The organism is Streptomyces sp. A5-4 (assembly GCF_051131715.1).
GTDB lineage: Bacteria > Actinomycetota > Actinomycetes > Streptomycetales > Streptomycetaceae > Streptomyces.
This window is the reverse complement of the sequence record NZ_CP178591.1, coordinates 807804-825782: the sequence shown is the minus strand read 5'-3', so window position 1 is coordinate 825782 and position 17979 is coordinate 807804. Positions and strand designations below refer to the sequence as shown.

The following is a 17979-nucleotide window of genomic DNA, read 5'->3' as shown; positions in this document are numbered from 1 at the left end:
CGCGGACGGCGGCCCAGCCACTCAAAGAGAGCCTTATGAATCAATACTTCCAGGACCCAGCGCTGTGGGCATTGATTGCTGGCACCCCTGTCGCCGCGACCGCGCTGGTCGGCGGCAGGAAAACCATCAAGGGACTGCGCAAGGAAAAGCTGGAACTCGCCTCACACTACGCCACTCTCGAAGAGCATTACGCGGAGTCGGTGCGAGAGGCGAAGGAGCGCGCCGAGGACGACACGAAGACCGCGCTGAAGTCGGCGATGCGTACGCTTCAGGGTCTCGCCAGCGAACAGCAGCTCGCCATCAGCAAGTTGCAGGGCAAGTACGGCGATCAGCAGATTCTTCAGGACCTGCTGGACATCGACCACATGAACTCGCAGTTCGCGCGGCGCGCCCAGTCCATCGCCGTGCTGTGCGACGGCTGGCTCGGGCGCCAGAGGTCGGCCGCGTCACTGTACGACGTGGTGCGCAGCGCCAAGGGCCGGATCCGCCACTTCGCCCGCGTCGAGATCCGCACACAGAGCAATTTCGCCATCGTCAGCAAGGCCGTGGAACCGGTCGCGCTCACCCTCGCGGAACTGCTCGACAACGCCACGAGTTACTCGGCGCCCGAAACGATGATCGAGATCAACATCCGGCCGGTGCCCAAGGGCGTCTGCATCATTGTCGACGACGCCGGTGTGGGAATGAACGAGGAGGAGAAGAGCCGCGCGGCGAAGCTCCTTTCGAGCGAGCGCTCGCCCGGCGTCTCGGGACTCGGAAACCCGCCGCAGTTCGGCTTCACCGTGATCGGTGTACTGGCCGCGCGGTACGGATTCAGCGTCTCCGTCGACTCGACCTCGCCCTATGGAGGAGTGCGCGCCGTGGTGCTTCTGCCCGATGAACTCCTCACCGCCATGCCGGAATCCGATCGCAGGCCCGAAGCACCCGTACGCAAACGCGAGGTGAAGGAGAATCCCCCCGTGGGTGAATTTTCCTCTGCGCCGCTCGAATCCGAAGAGATTCAGGTGGCTCCTTCAACCACATTCGGCGGCCTGCCGAAACGTCGGCGCAGGGGCGCGATTTCGATCGTGCCCGCGGCCGAGACGGATGCCGCACCGGCACGATCGACCGAACAGATCGCCTCTGTCATGGGGGCATTTCAGCGGGGGACGCACTCAGGACGACGTTCGACAAGCTCAAGTAGCGAAGGGCATGAGGCTCAGTGAATTACGACCTGTCGTGGATGCTTGACAGTGCTCTGGAAGTGCCCGAGGCACGCCACGCGATTCTCGTCTCCGCGGACGGCCTGCTCATGGCCCGCTCGAAGGACGTCGGCAAGGACCACGCCGACACCGTCGCCGCGGCGATGAGCGGCATGCAGTCTCTCTCCCGAACGGTGGCCGACTTCTGCGGCAGACCACCGAGCGACCGCCCGACCTGGCGCCAGACCCTCGTCGAATTCGAGCACGGCTGGGTCTTTCTCATATCCGCGGGCGAAGGTGCCTACCTCGCCGTATCGGCCTCCCCCGAGGTCGACATGGCCGAGATCACCTTCCGTATGCAGCAGCTCGTCGGTCAACTCGGCAAGGCCCTGACCAGCCCCCCTCGCGAGATTGCTGATACCAAGGCATGACGACACCGGACGATCCCGAGCAGGGACCCGAAGCGCCTCAATTAGTGCGGCCGTATGTGATCACCAACGGCCGTAGTCTCCTCGACTACGACGAGCTGTCGCTGATCACTCTGATCACCGTGGCCGACGAGGCCCCGAGGTCGGATCATCTCGATCCGGAGAAGCGCCGTCTCGTCGAGCTCTGTTCCGGCGGGTATCTCGCGGTCGCGGAGATCGCCGGACACACGCAGCTGCCCGTCGGCATCGTCAGGCTGCTGCTGTCCGACCTCAAGGCCGCGGGATACCTGTTCACGCGCACCCCCATCCCACGCGCCGAGCCCGTTGAGCGGCGGATACTCGAGGAGGTGCTCAATGGCCTCCAAGCTCGCTTTGGATGACCGCACTTACTTGCGCGATTCGGTACAGACCGCGGCGAAGATTCTCGTGGTCGGGCACTTCGCCGTCGGCAAGACCACGCTCATCGGAACGCTCTCCGAGATCCCGCCGCTGCGTACCGAAGAGGTCATGACGCGGGCCGGCGAGAAGATCGACGATCTCAAGGGCGCACCCGGCAAGACCACCACCACGGTGGCCATGGACTTCGGCCGGCTGACGCTCAGCGAGAACCTGGTCCTCTATCTCTTCGGGACACCGGGACAGCAGCGTTTCGTCCAGGTCTGGGAAGACATGTCCCGCGGCGCCCTCGGGGCCCTGGTGCTGGTCGACCCCGAGCGGCTCGAAGAGTCCTTTCCGGTCATGGACCTGGTCGAGCAGTACGGGATTCCGTACACCATCGCCGTCAACCGGTTCGACGACACCCCGACGCACGTGGACGACGAAATACGGGAGGCCCTCGACCTCCTGCCCGAGACGCCACTCGTCAATTGCGACGCGCGCGACGAACGTTCTTCGGCGAACGCCCTCATCGCGCTCGTCCGTTACCTCCAGTCGCGCCTTTCCTAGGAGTTCGGCATGCAATACCCCCCGGAAGCCCAGGCACCGCCGCCCGGCTGCCCGGCCCACAACAGTGGTGCGAGTGTCCCCCTGCACGGACCCGAGTTCGCCGCCGACCCGCAGGGCTTCTACGAGCACCTGCGCGGTTACGGACCGGTCGGCCCCGTCGAGCTCGCCCCCGGAGTGGAGGCCATGCTGGTCACCGACTACACGGCGGCCTTGCATGTGCTGCAGAACCCCGACGTCTTCGCCCGGCACTCGCGCCACTGGCGCGCCCTGAGCGAGGGACGGGTGCAGCTGGACAGCCCCGTTCTCCCCATGATGGCGTACCGCCCGAACTGCCTGTTCACCGACGGCGCCCAGCATTTGAGGCTCCGTCAGGCAGTCACGGACTCGCTGGCCCGGATCGACACGCACCGGATGAGCCGGCACGTGGACCGCGTCGCCGCCTACCTCATCGACCAGTTCAACGGCCACGGCGAGGCCGACCTGATCGCCGACTACGCGCAGCTGCTGCCTCTGCTCGTCTTCAACGACCTCTTCGGCTGTCCCGCAGAGATCGGCGACCGGCTGCTCCACGGCTTCTCCGGCATCTTCGACGGGGTGGATGTGGAGCGGGCCAACGAGATCCTCACCCAGTCCCTCTTCGAGCTGGTGTCGCTCAAGCGGGCACAGCCCGGCGAGGACATCACCTCGTGGCTCATGCAGCACGAGGCGGGGCTCACCGACGAGGAGATGATCCATCAGCTCGTGATGCTCATCGGGGCGGGCACCGAGCCCACCCAGAACCTCATCGCCAACGCGCTGCGGCTGCTGCTCTCCGACGACAAGTACTCCGGCGGCCGGCACACGGCCGGTCTGCTGGTCGAGGACGCGATCAACGACGTGCTGTGGAACAGCCCGCCGATCGCCAACTACGCCGCGCACTACCCGGTGTACGACGTGGACCTCGGCGAAGTCGCGGTGGCCGCGGGCACCCCCGTGGTCATCAGCTTCGCCGCGGCCAACTCCGACCCCGCGCTGACCTCGAACTCCGCGGGCGGGCAGCTGCTCAGCAAGCGGGCCCACCTCGCCTGGGGCGCGGGAACGCACGCCTGCCCGGCGAAGGACCCCGCGCTGCTGATCGCCGTACTGGCGATAGAGAAGCTTCTCAACAGCCTGCCGGACATCGACCTGGCCGTTCCCGTCGACATGCTCGCGTGGCGGCCGGGGCCCTTCCACCGTGCGCTGAAGGCCCTTCCCGCCCGCTTCACCCCGGAGCGCAAGGAGCGAAGGGCGCCCGCTCCTCATGGCGTCGGCGCCCCGGGGCCCGGGAACAGCCGGCCGCAGGACACGCGGAGCGCTCCGCAGCGGGGCAAGTGGTGGAGCGGATTCCTGACCTGGTGGAAGGTGTGAGGTCCGCGACCTGAAGTTCCACTTTCCGGCGCCCGTTCGGTCCTGCGTTGAGCAGGCACCCGAGCGGGCGCTTCTGTGACCGGCCGCCCTCTGTGAACGGGTACCTCCAGTGAATCTGCACACCGAATACGCAGGCGGCGCACTCCCTGGTACGGACCTGGCGCGCGTCCTGCCCGATCCGGGCGCCGCCGAAGATCTTTGGTGCGGGAATGTCCAGTTCACCGTCGAGAACGCGCCGGGCGTGCGGAAGCCACACCTCCGGTTATGTGAAGGAGCTGCCACCAATTCATGGACGCATGTGCACGTCAGGTAATTCGGCGCAGGCATTCGAAGCGTCCGGGCAGTTGTCCGATTGGCGGCGCAACACGCCCACGTGCTTTGATCGTTCACGTCGCAGCCGGGCCTCTTGACGGGGCCGGTCGCGGTTATTTCGAGATATCCATGTGTGAAGGGAAGCTCATCATGAACTCCGTCCCCCAGGTTGCGACCCAGGAAATCTCCGACGCCGACCTGGACAACGTGTCCGGCGGTCTGCTCGGCGGTGTGGTCGGCACGGCCACCAACACCGTGGACACCACCGTCGGCACGGTCACCGGCCTCGCCGACTCGGCCACCGGCCTCAACACCACCGGTGTCACGGGCCTGGCCACGGGCCTGGCCGCCGGTATTTGAGCCGACTGTGTGCCGCTCGGCGGCACATGAACAACGGTGACAACCGGCCTGTCGGCGCCCCCTCCTTGCCGACCGGCCGCGTGTGCCCCGGATCCTCCCCCCGGCTCCGGGGCACACGGCCGTTCCCTTGCCCTCCGAATTTTCACACCCGCCAGACCATTGTGGTTGAGGGAAGAATGCCGTGCAATTCCGCCAACAGGCCCTTTCCAAGCTGCAATCACCCGAAGAAATTGATTTGCCGGTGCGCTTTGCCCGGCCGCAGGGCCTTCTCGTCCTGACTGTCACCGTCTTCGTCATGATTGCCGCCGCAGTGTGGGCGGTGACCGGCGTGGTGTCCTCCACGCTCACAGCACCCGGAATTCTCACCCACGCCCAGGGCAGTTATGTCCTGCAGAGCCCCGTCGCGGGACAGGTCACCGGCGTACTCGCCAAGGAAGGCGACCGGGTCTCCGCCAATGCCCCCCTGGTGAAGGTCCGTACCGCCCAGGGCAGCGCCCTCGTCCGCACGATCGCCGCGGGCAGGCTGACCACCCTGGTCGCCACGATCGGCTCCGTGGTCACCACCGGAGCGGATGTGGCGGCCGTCGAGCAGACCAAGAGCGCCGACGACCCGCTGATGGCGATGGTGTACGTCCCCGCGGCCGAGGGAGCGACGGTACCCGTGGGCGCGCCCGTGGACCTCACCGTCCAGTCCGTGCCCACCCAGCAGTACGGCGTCCTGCGTGGGCGCGTGAAGGCGGTCGGGCGGACCGCGCAGACCCGGCAGCGGATCACCGCGTTCCTCGGCAGCAGTCAGCTCGGCGAACAGTTCTCCCGGCGGGGGCAGCCCGTGGCGGTCCTGATCCGACTGGACCGGTCGCCGCGCACCACCTCCGGCTACGCCTGGTCCTCCTCCGACGGGCCACCGTTCGCGGTCGACTCCCTGACCCTGGCCGAGGGCTCCATCCACCTGGCCGAGCAGCATCCGATCGATTGGCTGCTTCCATGACCGCACAGCAGCAACTGCCGGCGGGCCGCGGACGCCATCGCCCCGGCAACGCGCCGACCCCGGCTCCGGCCCCGCGCCGCGGCACGCGCCGCGCCCCTTCGGGCAAGCAGCCCGGCGGCAGGAAGCGCCGGGCCGTCCGCACTCCCACCGTCCTCCAGATGGAGGCACTGGAGTGCGGCGCCGCCTCGCTGGCCATGGTGCTCGCCCACTACGGGCGCCATGTGCCGCTGGAGGAGCTGCGCATCGCCTGCGGCGTGTCCCGCGACGGCTCGCGCGCCAGCAACCTCCTGAAGGCCGCCCGGAGTTACGGCCTCCAGGCCAAGGGCATGCAGATGGAGGCCGCGGCGCTCGCCGAGGTCCAGGCGCCGGCCGTCCTGTTCTGGGAGTTCAACCACTACGTCGTCTACGACGGCGCCGGACGCCGCCTCGGCCGCCGCGGCGTGCACATCAACGACCCCGACAAGGGCCGGCGCTTCGTCACGACCGAGGACTTCGACACCAGCTTCACCGGTGTCGTCCTGGTCTTCGAGCCCACCGCGTCCTTTCGCCGGGGCGGTCGCAAACCGGGGATCATGGGCGCCGTACCCGCCCGGCTGAGGGGCACGACGGGCACCCTGCTGGCAGCCCTGCTCGCCAGTCTCCTGCTGGTCGTGGTCGGCGCGGCCGGGCCCGCGCTGAGCCGCACCTACATCGACATGTTCCTGATAGGCGATCAGACCTCGCTGCTCGGGCCCCTCTTCGCCTCGATGGCCGTGCTGGTGGCGCTCACCGCGGCGCTGACCGCACTGCAACAGGCGAACCTGCTGCGCGGGCGCATCATCTCCTCCACCCTCAGCAGCGCCCGCTTCCTGCGGCACCTGCTGAGGCTGCCGGTCACCTTCTACGCCCAGCGCAGCCCGGCCGACCTGGTGCAGCGTCTGCAGTCCAACGACGCGGTGGCCGAAACCCTCGCGCGGGACCTCGCCGCCGCGGGCGTCGACGGAATCGTGGTGATCCTGTACGCCCTCCTGCTGTGGACGTACGACCCCCAGCTCACCGTCATCGGAGTGCTGATCGCCCTGCTCAACGTGGTGGCGATGCGGATCGTGATCCGGCTGCGCGCCACCCACACCCAGAAGCTGCGCGCGGACAGCGCCCGGCTGACCAACACGTCGTACACCGGTCTCCAGCTGATCGAGACGATGAAGGCCACCGGCGGGGAGAACGGATACTTCCGCCGCTGGGCCGGCCAGCACGCGACCACCCTGGAGGACCAGCAGCGGCTCGGTGTGCCGAGCGCCGCGCTGGCCGTCGTCGCCCCCACCCTCGCGACGCTCAACAGTGCGCTGATCCTGTGGATCGGCGGCCTGCGCGCGGTGGATGGAGCCATCTCCATCGGTCTGCTGGTCGCCTTCCAGGCACTGGTGGTGCGCTTCACCGCGCCCATCACCCGGCTCAACGGGGTCGCGGGCCGGATCCAGGACTTCGCCGCGGACATGGCCCGGCTGAAGGATGTGGAGAGCTTCCCGGTCGACCCGCTGTACTCGCGCCGCGAGCCGGCCGCGAGCACCCGCAGGCTCAAGGGCCAGGTGACGCTGGAGAACGTCACCTTTGGCTACAGCCCGCTCGACAAGCCCCTGCTCAGCGGCTTCTCGCTGGAGGTCGGCCCCGGCCGCCAGGTCGCGCTCGTTGGGGGGTCCGGCAGCGGCAAGTCCACGGTCTCCCGGCTGATCTCCGGCCTCTACAGCCCCTGGGAGGGGACGATCCGCATCGACGGACAGCGCCTTGAGGACATCTCGCGCAGCGCGCTGGCCGCCTCGGTGTCCTTTGTGGACCAGGACGTCTTCCTCTTCGAAGGCACGGTCCGCGACAACGTGGCGCTGTGGGACCCGTCCATCACGGACGAGGCCGTCGTCACCGCCCTGCGGGACGCCGCGATCCACGACGATGTGATCGTGCGGCGGCCCGGCGGGATCCACTGCCGGGTCGAGCAGGACGGCCGCAACTTCTCCGGCGGGCAGCGGCAGCGGCTGGAGATCGCCCGCGCCCTGGTCCGGCGGCCGAGCGTGCTGGTCCTCGACGAGGTGACGAGCGCACTGGACGCCAGGACCGAGCAGCTCATCATCGACAATCTGCGGCGGCGCGGCTGTGCGTGCGTCGTCATCGCCCACCGGCTGAGCACCGTGCGCGACAGCGACGAGATCGTGGTCCTCGACCACGGCACGGTCGTCGAACGCGGTCGGCACGAGGAACTGGTCGCGGCCGGCGGACCGTACGCCGAGCTGGTCAAGGAGCACTGAGATGACCACGGCCCCGACCACCGCCGGCGAGCACGACGCGGTGACGCACGCGCTCGGCGGCCTGGGCGCGCCCGTCGACTGCACCGGGCTGCGCAGCCTGCCGCTGGAGGGTCCGCACGTGCTGTGGCTCGTCCTGGGCGGCGCCCTGGACCTCTTCGCGGTCGACACCGCCCAGCAGGGCCACTGGCACTTCCTCGGCCGCGTCGAGAGGGGAACGCTGCTCCTGGGACCTGTCGACGGCCCACTGCACACCCTGCTCGGCAGACCCTCCCAGGACTGTCTGCTGCGCCGCATTCCGCTGCGGGAGCTCTACCGCCCGGAGTACGGCGAGCACGGGGCGTACGACGCGTATCCCCACGACGCGTACCCCTCCTACAACGCGCCCCCGTCGTACGAGGACGGCGGCCCCGCCCCGACACCGCTGGAGCACGCCTTCGCGCTCGGCGTCGGCCGCAGCCTGGGCGTCCTGTTCGAGGCCCCGCTGGACGGCCGGCCCTCCCACGAGGAGGCCGTGGCCGACGACGACATCCTCTGGATGCCGGTCGCCCCCGGCAGCGTGCGGTACGGCGCCGCGTACGGCGCTGAAGCGGCCGACGCGCTGCTGGTCGAAGGCGCGATGTGGCAGCAGATGATCAACCAGCAGTACCGACTGCTGTCCGCGGTGGACCGCTGGATCGAACGGCTGGAGCGTGCCCACGAGGACCGGACGGCCGCCGGTATCAAGGCGGGCGAGACCGTCCGGGCCCGCGCCGACCAGGCGTTGCTGGCCTCCATGGGACGGCCGGAGCGGACCGGACGAGCAGCGGGCGCGGCCGGCCGGGCGGGCGACGACGCCACCTTCGCCGTCTGCCGCCGGGTCGCGGAAGCGGTGGGGATCACGCTCACCGAGCCGTCCAAGGCAGGCTCGCCGAACGACGGCGACCGCGTCACCCCGGTCGAGCGCATCGCGGTCGGCTCACGGATCCGCACCCGCTCGGTCAGGCTCGACGGACGCTGGTGGCGTACGAACTCCGGCCCCCTGGTCGGCCATTGGGCCAAGTCCGGAGCTCCGGTCGCCCTGCTCTGGCGCCGCGGCCGGTACGAGGCGGTGAACCCGGCGTCGGGGCTGCGCAGGCGCATCGGGGCGGACAGCGCACCGGAACTCGAAGCGCGCGCCGTGATGTTCTACCGCCCGCTTCCCGAACACCCCCTGACCACCTGGCGGCTGCTGCGCTTCGGCCTGCGCGGCGCGGGCATGGACCTGCGCACGCTGCTTCTCGGCGTGCTGGTGACGGTCGGACTCGGCGCGCTCGTGCCGATCGCGACCGGACAGGTACTCGGTGTCTACGTACCCACGGCCCGCACCGGTCTCATCGTCCAGGTCTCACTCGCCGTAGTGATCGCGGCCATTGTGTCCGCGGCGTTCCTGCTGCTGCAGAACCTCACGGTCCTGCGGATCGAGGGACGCATCGAGAGCGCCCTGCAACCGGCCGTGTGGGACCGGCTGTTGCGGCTGCCGACCCGGTTCTTCACCGAGCGCTCCACCGGAGAGCTCGCGAGTGCGGCGATGGGGGTCAACGCCATCCGCAGGCTGGCGTCCGGCATCGGACCGGTCGTCGTGCAGTCGAGCACGGTCGGTGCGATGAACATCGCCCTGCTCCTCTGGTACAGCGTGCCGCTGGCGCTGGCGGCCATCGCCATGCTGCTCGCCATCGGAGCGGTGTTCCTCGGGATGGGGCTGTGGCAGCTGCGGTGGCAGCGCCGGCTGGTGGAGCTGGGCAACAAGCTCAACAACCAGGCCTTCCAGACCCTGCGCGGCCTGCCGAAGCTGCGGGTCGCGGCGGCGGAGAGTTTCGCGTACGCCGCCTGGGCCCGCGAGTTCGCCCGCTCCCGCGAATTGCAGCAGCGGGCGGGGCGCGTCAAGAACCTCACCACGGTCCTCGACGCGGTCTATCTGCCGCTGAGCTCGCTCACCATGTTCATCCTGCTCGCGGGTCCGGCCCGCGGCAGCATGTCGGCCGGGGAGTTCCTGACCTTCAACACGTCCGTGACGATGCTGCTGACCTCGGTCACCCAGCTCACCGGGGCGCTGGTGTCCGCCGCCGCGGTCCAGCCCATGTTCGAGCAGCTCAAGCCGGTTCTGGACGAGGCACCCGAGGCCGGCGACGCCAGCGCGCAACCCGGCGAGCTGTCCGGCGGGATCGAAGCCAGGGATCTCTCCTTCCGCTACACCGAGGAGGGCCCGCTGGTCCTCGACGGGGTGTCCCTGACCGTGCGGCCGGGCGAGTTCGTGGCGGTCGTCGGCCCCAGCGGGTGCGGCAAGTCGACACTGCTGCGGCTGCTGATCGGATTCGACCGACCGGTCTCGGGCAGTGTGCTGTACGACGGTCAGGATCTGGCCGCCCTCGACCGGGCGGCCGTACGCCGTCAGTGCGGGGTCGTCCTGCAGAACGCGCAGCCGCTCAGCGGATCGATCCTGGACTGCATCTGCGGCACCGAGGCCTTCAGCCAGGAAGAGGCCTGGGAGGCCGCCGAAATGGCCGGGCTCGCCGAGGACATCAGGGGCATGCCGATGGGGATGCACACGATGATCTCCGACGGTGGCGCCATCTCCGGTGGGCAGCGACAGCGCCTGATGATCGCCCAGGCGCTCGTCCGGCGCCCCCGCATCCTGTTCTTCGACGAGGCGACCAGCGCACTGGACAACGAGACCCAGCGGGTCGTGACCGAGAGTACCCGCCGACTGAGCGCCAGCCGCCTGGTGATCGCCCACCGGCTGTCCACCGTCATGGACGCCGACCAGGTGATCGTCATGGCGGACGGCCGGATCGTCGAACAGGGCCCGCCGGGCGAGCTGCTCGCCGCCGACGGGCACCTCCGCCGGCTGGTGCGGCGTCAGATGACATGACCCGGTCCGACCCTGCTCTCCCGGCGGCTCCTAGGAGACGCCCCCGGGGGCCGCCGAGCCGGACTGCGGGGAAGGCGGCGCCGGGGAATCCTCCGCCGGGGACGCGGGGGGCGGCTGAGATGTCGGCGGTTCGGAGGACGGCGGCGGTACGGGCGGCGAGGACGGCGGCGCCGAGGACGGCGGCGCCGAGGACGGCGGCGCCGAGGACGGGGGACAGCTTCCTGTGGTCCCGCCGGTCTCCGGAGACGTGGCCCCGCCGACGGACGGCGGCGGGCACGGGGACGTGGGCGGCGACGACGTGCCGGTGGGCGGCGAGGGGTCGGTCACCGGCGGCGGGGTCTTCTTGTCGCCGCCGCCCGTGTCGCCCGCGCCGCGCGAGAACCACTGCTCGTTCCGCGGATCGAACATGATGAACACGTTCACCACCTGGACCGCGGGCGCCACCACCACGACCTTCGACGGCTGGTAGGCGGGCCAGTTGTCACCCGTCCGCCGGGGCGTGCCCTGTACGGCGACCGGCGCCAGCAGCGGATTCCCGCAGGCGCAGCGCACCCGCGGCACACCGCGGTCGTCGACCAGGACGGCCGTGCCCGTCTGCAGCACGGCCTGATAGCTGGTGGGTGAGCCGCTGCGGTAGCCGTGGTTGGTCACCCGGGTGTCCATGCGCAGCTGGACGGGCGTCAGTTTCCGCAGATACGCGGGTACGCCGGCGGGCTTGATGCTCAGGACCGAGGCGAATGCCTTGTTCTTGGCCGGTTCGGCGGTGAGCGCGGTGATCTGCTTCTCCACGTCGCAGGTGGCGATGTTGCGTGTGCCGCCGTACAGACCAGGTGCGGACCCGCGCACGCCGCGGGTGACGGTGGACTGGTCCGTCGAATCGGACCGGGGCGTGGACGCTGACGCGCTCGGCGGCGCCGTCTCGGCGGAGCTCTTGCGCGCGGTCGATCCGGTGTACGGATCGGGCCCGGACGAGCCCGCCGCCTGGAGGAAGACCTCGCCGCCCGCGACCGGGCCGCCGTCGGGCCGGGTGAGGACGACGGTCAGCACGACCGCGGCCACCAGGGCGCAGGCGGTCGCCGCCACCCGGGGCACGGACCGCCACCAGGGGCGGCCGGGTTCCTCCCCAGGCCCCTTTGACGCGCCGCCCGGACCAACAGGGCCACCGGAGCCTCCGCCGCTCGGCGGTTCGGTGGGCGGACCGGTCGGCGGCGTGGGCACTTGTTGGGTCGGACCCGGCTGCGAGGGGCCCGAAAGAGGGCCGGACGGGGGCCCTGTGGGGCGGCCTGACGAAGGTGGTGGGGTACTCACGGGCTCTGCTTCCCAACGTAGGGATTCATCCCAATTTAGTACGTACAGTCCCCATTCTGTGCCGGGTACCCGGCAGATCCGCAAGCCGGCAGATCCACAGGCCGAGCAGTCGGCCGCTCGACGGGCGCGGAGCCGAACCCCTGCTTAGCGTTGACAGCGTGAGCCGACAAGAATCCGTCGCGGGAAGCGCCGCACCGCGTCCACAGCTGTGGCGCGACGCCCTGGTGGCGGTGCTCGCCGGGCTGACGGCGATGGTGGTCACGGCGGCCCTCGGCCTGTGGGCCGCCGGTGCGACCGGTCTGCCCGGGGGCGCGTTCCCCGCGGTGGTCGCGGCCGTTGTCGTCATGGCGGCCGGCGGCTGTGTCGGGCTTTCGGGAGACGCCGGGGCGATCGCCGAGACGAGCGCCAGCCTCACGGTGATGCCCCTCTCGGTGACGCTCGTCGGCGCCCTGACGATCGCCGCGGGGTTCCTGCGCCCGCTGCGTCACCGAGCCGTGGCAAGTACCCGCGAACTCGTCGGCCGGGCCGCCCGGCCCGCGGCGCTGTGGCTGCTGACGCTCATCGGCCTCTCGGCCCTGGCCCGCCACAGCTTCACGGTCCCGGTCGAGGACCCGACGGGCGGTGTCATCGGCGACGTACTGGACGATTCCCCCGAGGTCGGGTTCGAGGTCGACATCCCCGCCACCCTCTTCTTCGGCCCGCTGTGGCTCGTGGGCGTCCTCGTCCTCGCCCTCCTGGTGTCACGCAGAGCCCCGCTGCCCGCCCGCCTGGTGCGCTTCCAGGAGACGGTGCGCCCCGCCGCCCACGCCATGGTGGTGCTGCTCCTCGGGTACGTCGCCCTGGGACTGGTGGTCGGACTCGTCGTCGTGCTGACGCGCGGCCACCCCGCCGAGACGGCCGCAGTGATCCTTCTCGGACTGCCGAACCTCGTCTGGCTCGCCCTCACGCTCGGGCTCGGCGCCTCCTGGGAGGGCAAGGTGGACGGCCCCTTCGGGCTGCCGATGCCGCAGGCGCTGGACTCCGTACTCCGTACGCCGGACAATTCCACCCTGAGCGTGCGCACGCTCGCCGAATACGACGGACGCATCTGGTGGCTGGTCGCCGTCGCCGGTGTCGCCCTCCTGGCCGCCGCGTTCCTCATGGCCGTCAGCTCGCCCGCCCGGATGCGGCCGTGGAAGCACGCCGCGCACATGGCGGTGGCACTCACTCTCACGGTGCTGATCGTCTGCCTGGTCGCCCGGATCTCCGCGCACTACGGCCTGTCGCTGCTGGGTGTCGGAGACCTCGGCGGCGGCCTCGGCGGAGAGGTGGCGCTCCGGCCGCGCCTGTGGACCGCGCTCGGTGTGGCAGTGGCCTGGGGGCTGGTCACCGGCTTCCTCGGCGGCCTCCTCGCGTCGCGGGTGCACCGTCGGGGCGAGGAGGAGCCGCCGACCCGCTGAGGTCCGCCGACGTCTACGTCAGGAGGCCGGGAAAGACCGCCCGCGCCCAGCGGGGCGGCGCGGGCGGCGGCCCGGCCACCGGCGTCCGGGCACCGGTGCCCGGGTCCACCCGCGTCCGCGCGTGCCCCCCGCCGACCGGACCGCCGCCCACGGCGACGGCGCGCAGCGCGGCCACGAACTGGAGGCAGGAGTCGTACCGGTCGTCCGGGCTCTTGGCGAGGGCCTTCGCCAGGACACCGTCGACGCCGGCCGGAAGATCGGGGCGCAGCCCGGTCAGGGCGGGCGGCGGGTCGAACTGATGGGCCCACAGCAGCGCCATGTCGTCGTCGCGCTGGAACGGCGGCGCCCCGGCCATGGTTTCGTGGACGACGCAGGCCAGGCTGTAGACATCGCACCTGCCGTCCACCGGGCGCCCCGAAATCTGCTCGGGCGCCACATAGTCGAGCGTTCCGACGAACTGGCCCACGCTGGTGAACCCGGTCAGCGAGAGCGACTTCTTCGTCAGCCCGAAGTCGGTGAGATACACATGCTCGGGGTGATCGCTGTCGGTGCCCTCCGCGACCAGGATGTTGCCGGGTTTGACGTCCCGGTGCACCAGGTCGTGGTCGTGGGCCGCATCGAGTGCGGACGCCACCTGCGCGGCGATGCGGGTCGCCGCTCCGATCGACAACGGCCCCTGCCGGTCCAGCAGGGCGCGCAAATCCTGTCCGGCGACGTAGCGCATCGCGATGTAGAGAACGCCGTCGGTCTCGCCGGCCTCGAAGACCGGGACGATGTGCGGGTGGTCGATCGCAGCGGCCACCCGCGACTCATGGGTGAACCGCCTGCGGAAGGTGTCGTTGCGGGCGAGCTCGGGGGCGAGCAGCTTGAGGGCGACCGTACGGTCCAGCCGCAGGTCCTTGGCGCGGTAGACGACCGCCATGCCGCCGCGGCCGATCTCGCACTCCACCAGGTAGCTCGCGATCTGTTTCCCGATGAGGCCGGACGCGGCGCCCGCGGGCAGGTCCGGTTCGTGCGGGGAATGGCCCATCACCGGTCACCGGCCCTGGTGGGCGGATGTCCGTCCGGCCCTTGGGCGCCTTCGGCGCCGCCGAAGGGTTTCACCAGGCGCGTCGCACCGCTGTCGGCCGCGTCGGCCGGGCCGTGTTCGGCCACCCGGGCCGGGTCCACCACCTGCGTGGGCTCCGGGCCCGCCGCGTCCCGCGGGGCTTGGTCCGCCCCCTCCTGTACGTCCACCCGGGTCGGCTCCGGCCCTGCCGTACTCGAGGGTCGCGGCGCGTCCGTCCGGCGGTGCGCGGGTGCGTTGCCCGAGCCGGGTCCCCCGGAGGCCGCGTACGTGGTGAGCCGCGTCCCGTCGCAGAACACCCAGCGCTCGTGCTCGGCGTCGTACAGCCACACCGACTCGCCGTCGACGACCATCCCGACCCGCAGCCCCCGGGTTCGGCGCCTGAAGCTCTCCTCGTCACCGCGCCCGTCGGCCAGGTCCTGCGCCGCGCGCCGGTACTGGCCGAGCGACTCCTCGACGCGGGCCAGCAGTGGCCGCGGGTCGGCCGTGCGGGCGAGCGGCTGCCCGGCCGATGGCGGTGCCTGGGGCACCGGGACCAGCAGCCTGCCGTCGACCCACGCGGACCAGCCGTTGGCGCACGCGATCTGCCCCCAGTCCCCGCGCCGGTCGAGCAGTTGGACGGGAAGCAGCGGGTCGAGCGGGTCGGTGGGCCGGGACGCGTCCGGTGCCTCCCAGGCGGGCAGGCCGTCCCGGGGGACGACATGGGTCGGGTGGAACTCCGGGGTCGCCATGGGCCCGCCCCTACTTCCGCATGATCGCGGGTTCGTGCCGGCGCAGCAGCTTCGCGACGACGTATCCGAAGACGACGCAGAGCACCACCAGCATCCCCATGTTGACCAGCCACACTCCCGCGGAGTGTTCGAACAGCGGATCCGCAGTCAGCTTGCCGGGAACGATCCGGGCCAGTCCGATCGTCCCCGCCATCGCGCCCACCGCCCACCGGGAGGGAACGAGCCACGACAACTGCTCGACCCCCACCACTCCGTTCAGCTTCAACAGCGCTCCGCAGAAGACGACTTGGATGATGGCCAGGAGGACCAGCAGCGGCATGGTGACCTCCTCCTTGCGCACCAGCGCCGACACGAGGAGACCGAGCATCATCGCGGTGAACGACAGCAACGCGACGGCGAGGGTGATTTCGGCCAGCGGCGGCATGAACACCCCTTCACCGCCCGGTGCGTTCAGATCGACGCCGACCAGACCGACCAGGGTCAGGACGACGGCCTGCAGCACTGTGATGGTGCCGAGCACCACGACCTTGGACATCAGATACGCGGATCTGGACAGCCCGACGGCACGCTCCCGCTGATAGATCACCCGCTCCTTGACCAACTCGCGCACGGCGTTGGCAGCGCCTGTCAGCACACCACCCACACAGAGGATGAGGAGGGCGTTCATCGCCGTTTCCTGGGTCAGCTTCGAGCCCGCCAGAGCGCGGGCCATCGCGCCCATGACGAACGGCAGGGCGATCATGATGGCCAGGAAGGTCCGGTCGGCGCTCAGCGCGGCCGCGTACCGCCGCACCAGGGTCCGCAGTTGCGCACCCCAGCTCCGCGTCCTCGGCGGGGCGGCGGACGCCGGGGCGGGGGCCTGGGGCAGGGCCGGCCGCACCATCGAGTTCGCGATGTACTGCTGGTGGAACGGCGACTGGCGGTACTGCTCCGCCCAGTCGCGCCCGTGGTCGTTCTCGAAGGCCTCGAACGCCTCCGGCCACTGCTCGAACCCGAAGAAGGCGAGTGCGTCCTCGGGTGGCCCGTAGTACGCGATCCGGCCGCCCGGGGCGAGCATCAGCAGCCGGTCGCAGACATCCAGGCTGAGCACGCTGTGCGTGACGACGACGACGGTGCGGCCGTCGTCGGCCAGCCCGCGGAGCATGTGCATGACCGAACGGTCCATGCCCGGATCGAGCCCGGAGGTCGGTTCGTCGAGGAAGAGGAGCGACGGTTTGGTCATCAGCTCCAGGGCGACGCTGACCCGCTTGCGCTGGCCACCGGAGAGGCTGTGGATCGGCTGGTCGGCCCGCTGTTCCAGGCCCAGCTCGCGGATCACCTCGGTGACCCGGGCCTGGCGTTCGGCCTTCGCGGTGTCGTGGGGGAAGCGCAGCTCGGCGGCGTATCCGAGGGCCCGGCGCACGGTCAGCTGGGAATGCAGGATGTCGTCCTGCGGCACGAGCCCGATGCGCTGGCGCAGCTCCGCGTAGTCGCGGTAGAGGTCACGGCCGTCGTACAGGACAGTGCCCCGGTCCGCGGGGCGCAGTCCTGTCAGCGCGTTGAGGAGGGTGGACTTTCCGGCGCCGCTGGGACCCACCACGGCGAGCAGGCACTTCGCGCCCACGGGGAAGGAGACGTGGTCGAGGAGTGTCTTGCGGCCCTTGTCGACCGTGACCGCCAGGTCCTGGACATCGAGCGAGACCTCGCCGGTGTCGACGAACTCCTGCAGTGTGTCGCCGGCCAGGCAGAACGCCGAGTGGCCGATGCCGACGATGTCCCCCGCGGAGACGGGGGCGCTTGCGATCGGCCGGCCGTTGAGGAAGGTGCCGTTGTGGCTGCCGAGGTCGACGATCTCGTACGTACCGTCCGGGTGCGCTCGCAGTTCGGCGTGCCGGCGCGAGACGGTCAGGTCGTCGACGACCAGGTCGCTGTCGCCGCCGCGGCCGATGCGCACGGTGCGGACCGGCAGTGGCCGCACGGTGGTCGGCTGCCGGAAGGTACCGGTGGCCGCGGGCATGGACACGGAGGACGGGCGGTCCGGTGGGCGTGGGGCGTCAGGCGGTGGAGCACGGCCCAGCAGAACGGCGCGCGGTCCGTCGGTGGCGTTGCCGAACCGGACGACACTGCCGGGGCCCACGGTGGACTCGTGGATCCGCCGGCCCTCGGTGTAGGTGCCGTTGGTGCTGTCCTCGTCCTCAACGGTCCAATGGTCGTCCACGGCCCGGATCACCGCGTGGTGCCAGGACACCCGGGCATCGTCGATGGCGATGTCGCTCAACGGGTCCCGCCCGACGTGATAGTCCCGGCTCGGGCTCATCACCGTAGAACCTGCGTCGGTTTCGAGGACGAGTTCGGGGGCACTAGGGGTCACAGCACGCTGTCCCATGTCTGAATTCTAGCTATTCACCCGGGAATGCGCTTGATTGGGCGCCGAGATCGAAGTGGGTCGGCGGGCCGACCGGCCTGCGATTGCCGGGCCGGGGACTGTCGGTGATTGGCTGAATCCGGTGAGTGGCCCGAGGAATCTTTCGGTGGTCTAGACCCTACGAGTGCGCCGGTCGGCGCGGTAAACGCTTTCGATGTCGTGAGCTGTGGCGCAGGCCCGGTGACTGCCCGGTTGGCGCGTGGGGCAGGGGTGCTGGGGGAGTCGATCGGCCGGATTTGGTTATAGGTGAGACGGGTGTGTTTCG

Annotated in this window: 14 protein-coding genes; 10 read left to right on the top strand and 4 right to left on the bottom strand. The window is 70.4% G+C overall.

Annotated features, from left to right (window positions below; translation table 11 throughout):
- The first annotated feature begins 35 nt into the window (after positions 1–35).
- From ACLLJJ_RS03685 to ACLLJJ_RS03645, 9 genes are all read left to right on the top strand, one after another.
- Positions 36–1205: an ATP-binding protein gene (locus ACLLJJ_RS03685; protein WP_434587814.1), complete on the top strand. Its 1170-nt coding sequence runs from the start codon at positions 36–38 to the stop codon at positions 1203–1205.
- Positions 1202–1612, top strand: a complete 411-nt coding sequence (locus ACLLJJ_RS03680; RefSeq protein WP_398954279.1) for a roadblock/LC7 domain-containing protein — start codon at positions 1202–1204, stop codon at positions 1610–1612. Before ACLLJJ_RS03685 ends, ACLLJJ_RS03680 begins: the two co-directional genes overlap by 4 nt.
- Positions 1609–1989, top strand: coding sequence for a DUF742 domain-containing protein (locus ACLLJJ_RS03675; RefSeq protein WP_434587813.1), 381 nt, complete (start codon positions 1609–1611; stop codon positions 1987–1989). The genes ACLLJJ_RS03680 and ACLLJJ_RS03675 overlap by 4 nt, the downstream gene beginning before the upstream one ends.
- Complete coding sequence (locus tag ACLLJJ_RS03670) at positions 1964–2554, top strand: GTP-binding protein (RefSeq protein WP_434587812.1); 591 nt, start codon at positions 1964–1966, stop codon at positions 2552–2554. The genes ACLLJJ_RS03675 and ACLLJJ_RS03670 overlap by 26 nt, the downstream gene beginning before the upstream one ends.
- Positions 2555–2563: 9 nt before the next feature.
- Positions 2564–3940: a cytochrome P450 gene (locus ACLLJJ_RS03665; protein WP_434587811.1), complete on the top strand. Its 1377-nt coding sequence runs from the start codon at positions 2564–2566 to the stop codon at positions 3938–3940.
- A 462-nt stretch (positions 3941–4402) separates the two neighbouring features.
- The gene (locus ACLLJJ_RS03660; protein WP_434587810.1) at positions 4403–4612 is read left to right on the top strand and encodes a type A2 lantipeptide; all 210 of its coding nucleotides are present in this window, start codon (positions 4403–4405) and stop codon (positions 4610–4612) included.
- A gap of 181 nt (positions 4613–4793) precedes the next feature.
- Positions 4794–5600 (top strand): HlyD family efflux transporter periplasmic adaptor subunit, encoded by an 807-nt coding sequence (locus ACLLJJ_RS03655; protein WP_434587809.1) that lies wholly within the window; start codon positions 4794–4796, stop codon positions 5598–5600.
- Positions 5597–7879, top strand: a complete 2283-nt coding sequence (locus ACLLJJ_RS03650) for an NHLP family bacteriocin export ABC transporter peptidase/permease/ATPase subunit (RefSeq protein ID WP_434587808.1) — start codon at positions 5597–5599, stop codon at positions 7877–7879. Before ACLLJJ_RS03655 ends, ACLLJJ_RS03650 begins: the two co-directional genes overlap by 4 nt.
- 1 nt (position 7880) lies before the next feature.
- Positions 7881–10766, top strand: coding sequence for an NHLP bacteriocin export ABC transporter permease/ATPase subunit (locus ACLLJJ_RS03645; RefSeq protein ID WP_434587807.1), 2886 nt, complete (start codon positions 7881–7883; stop codon positions 10764–10766).
- Positions 10767–10796: 30 nt separating this feature from the next.
- Here ACLLJJ_RS03645 and ACLLJJ_RS03640 read toward each other — a convergent pair whose 3' ends face one another.
- On the bottom strand, positions 10797–12074 hold the full coding sequence (locus ACLLJJ_RS03640) for a DUF6777 domain-containing protein (RefSeq protein ID WP_434587806.1): 1278 nt from the start codon (positions 12072–12074) through the stop codon (positions 10797–10799).
- Between the two features lie 158 nt (positions 12075–12232).
- Between ACLLJJ_RS03640 and ACLLJJ_RS03635 the strand changes: the two genes are divergently transcribed.
- A complete protein-coding gene (locus ACLLJJ_RS03635) occupies positions 12233–13513 on the top strand; it encodes a streptophobe family protein (protein ID WP_434587805.1) in 1281 nt (426 codons plus the stop codon).
- A 13-nt stretch (positions 13514–13526) separates the two neighbouring features.
- Here ACLLJJ_RS03635 and ACLLJJ_RS03630 read toward each other — a convergent pair whose 3' ends face one another.
- Genes ACLLJJ_RS03630 through ACLLJJ_RS03620 form a run of 3 tightly spaced genes read right to left on the bottom strand, consistent with a single transcriptional unit; the run spans position 13527 to position 17675 of the window.
- Complete coding sequence (locus ACLLJJ_RS03630; protein WP_434587804.1) at positions 13527–14543, bottom strand: serine/threonine-protein kinase; 1017 nt, start codon at positions 14541–14543, stop codon at positions 13527–13529.
- Positions 14543–15310 carry a hypothetical protein gene (locus ACLLJJ_RS03625; RefSeq protein WP_434587803.1) on the bottom strand — a complete coding sequence of 256 codons (768 nt, stop codon included), beginning with the start codon at positions 15308–15310 and terminating at the stop codon, positions 14543–14545. Before ACLLJJ_RS03625 ends, ACLLJJ_RS03630 begins: the two co-directional genes overlap by 1 nt.
- 10 nt (positions 15311–15320) lie before the next feature.
- Positions 15321–17675: an FHA domain-containing protein gene (locus ACLLJJ_RS03620; RefSeq protein ID WP_434587802.1), complete on the bottom strand. Its 2355-nt coding sequence runs from the start codon at positions 17673–17675 to the stop codon at positions 15321–15323.
- Positions 17676–17979: the final 304 nt, after the last annotated feature.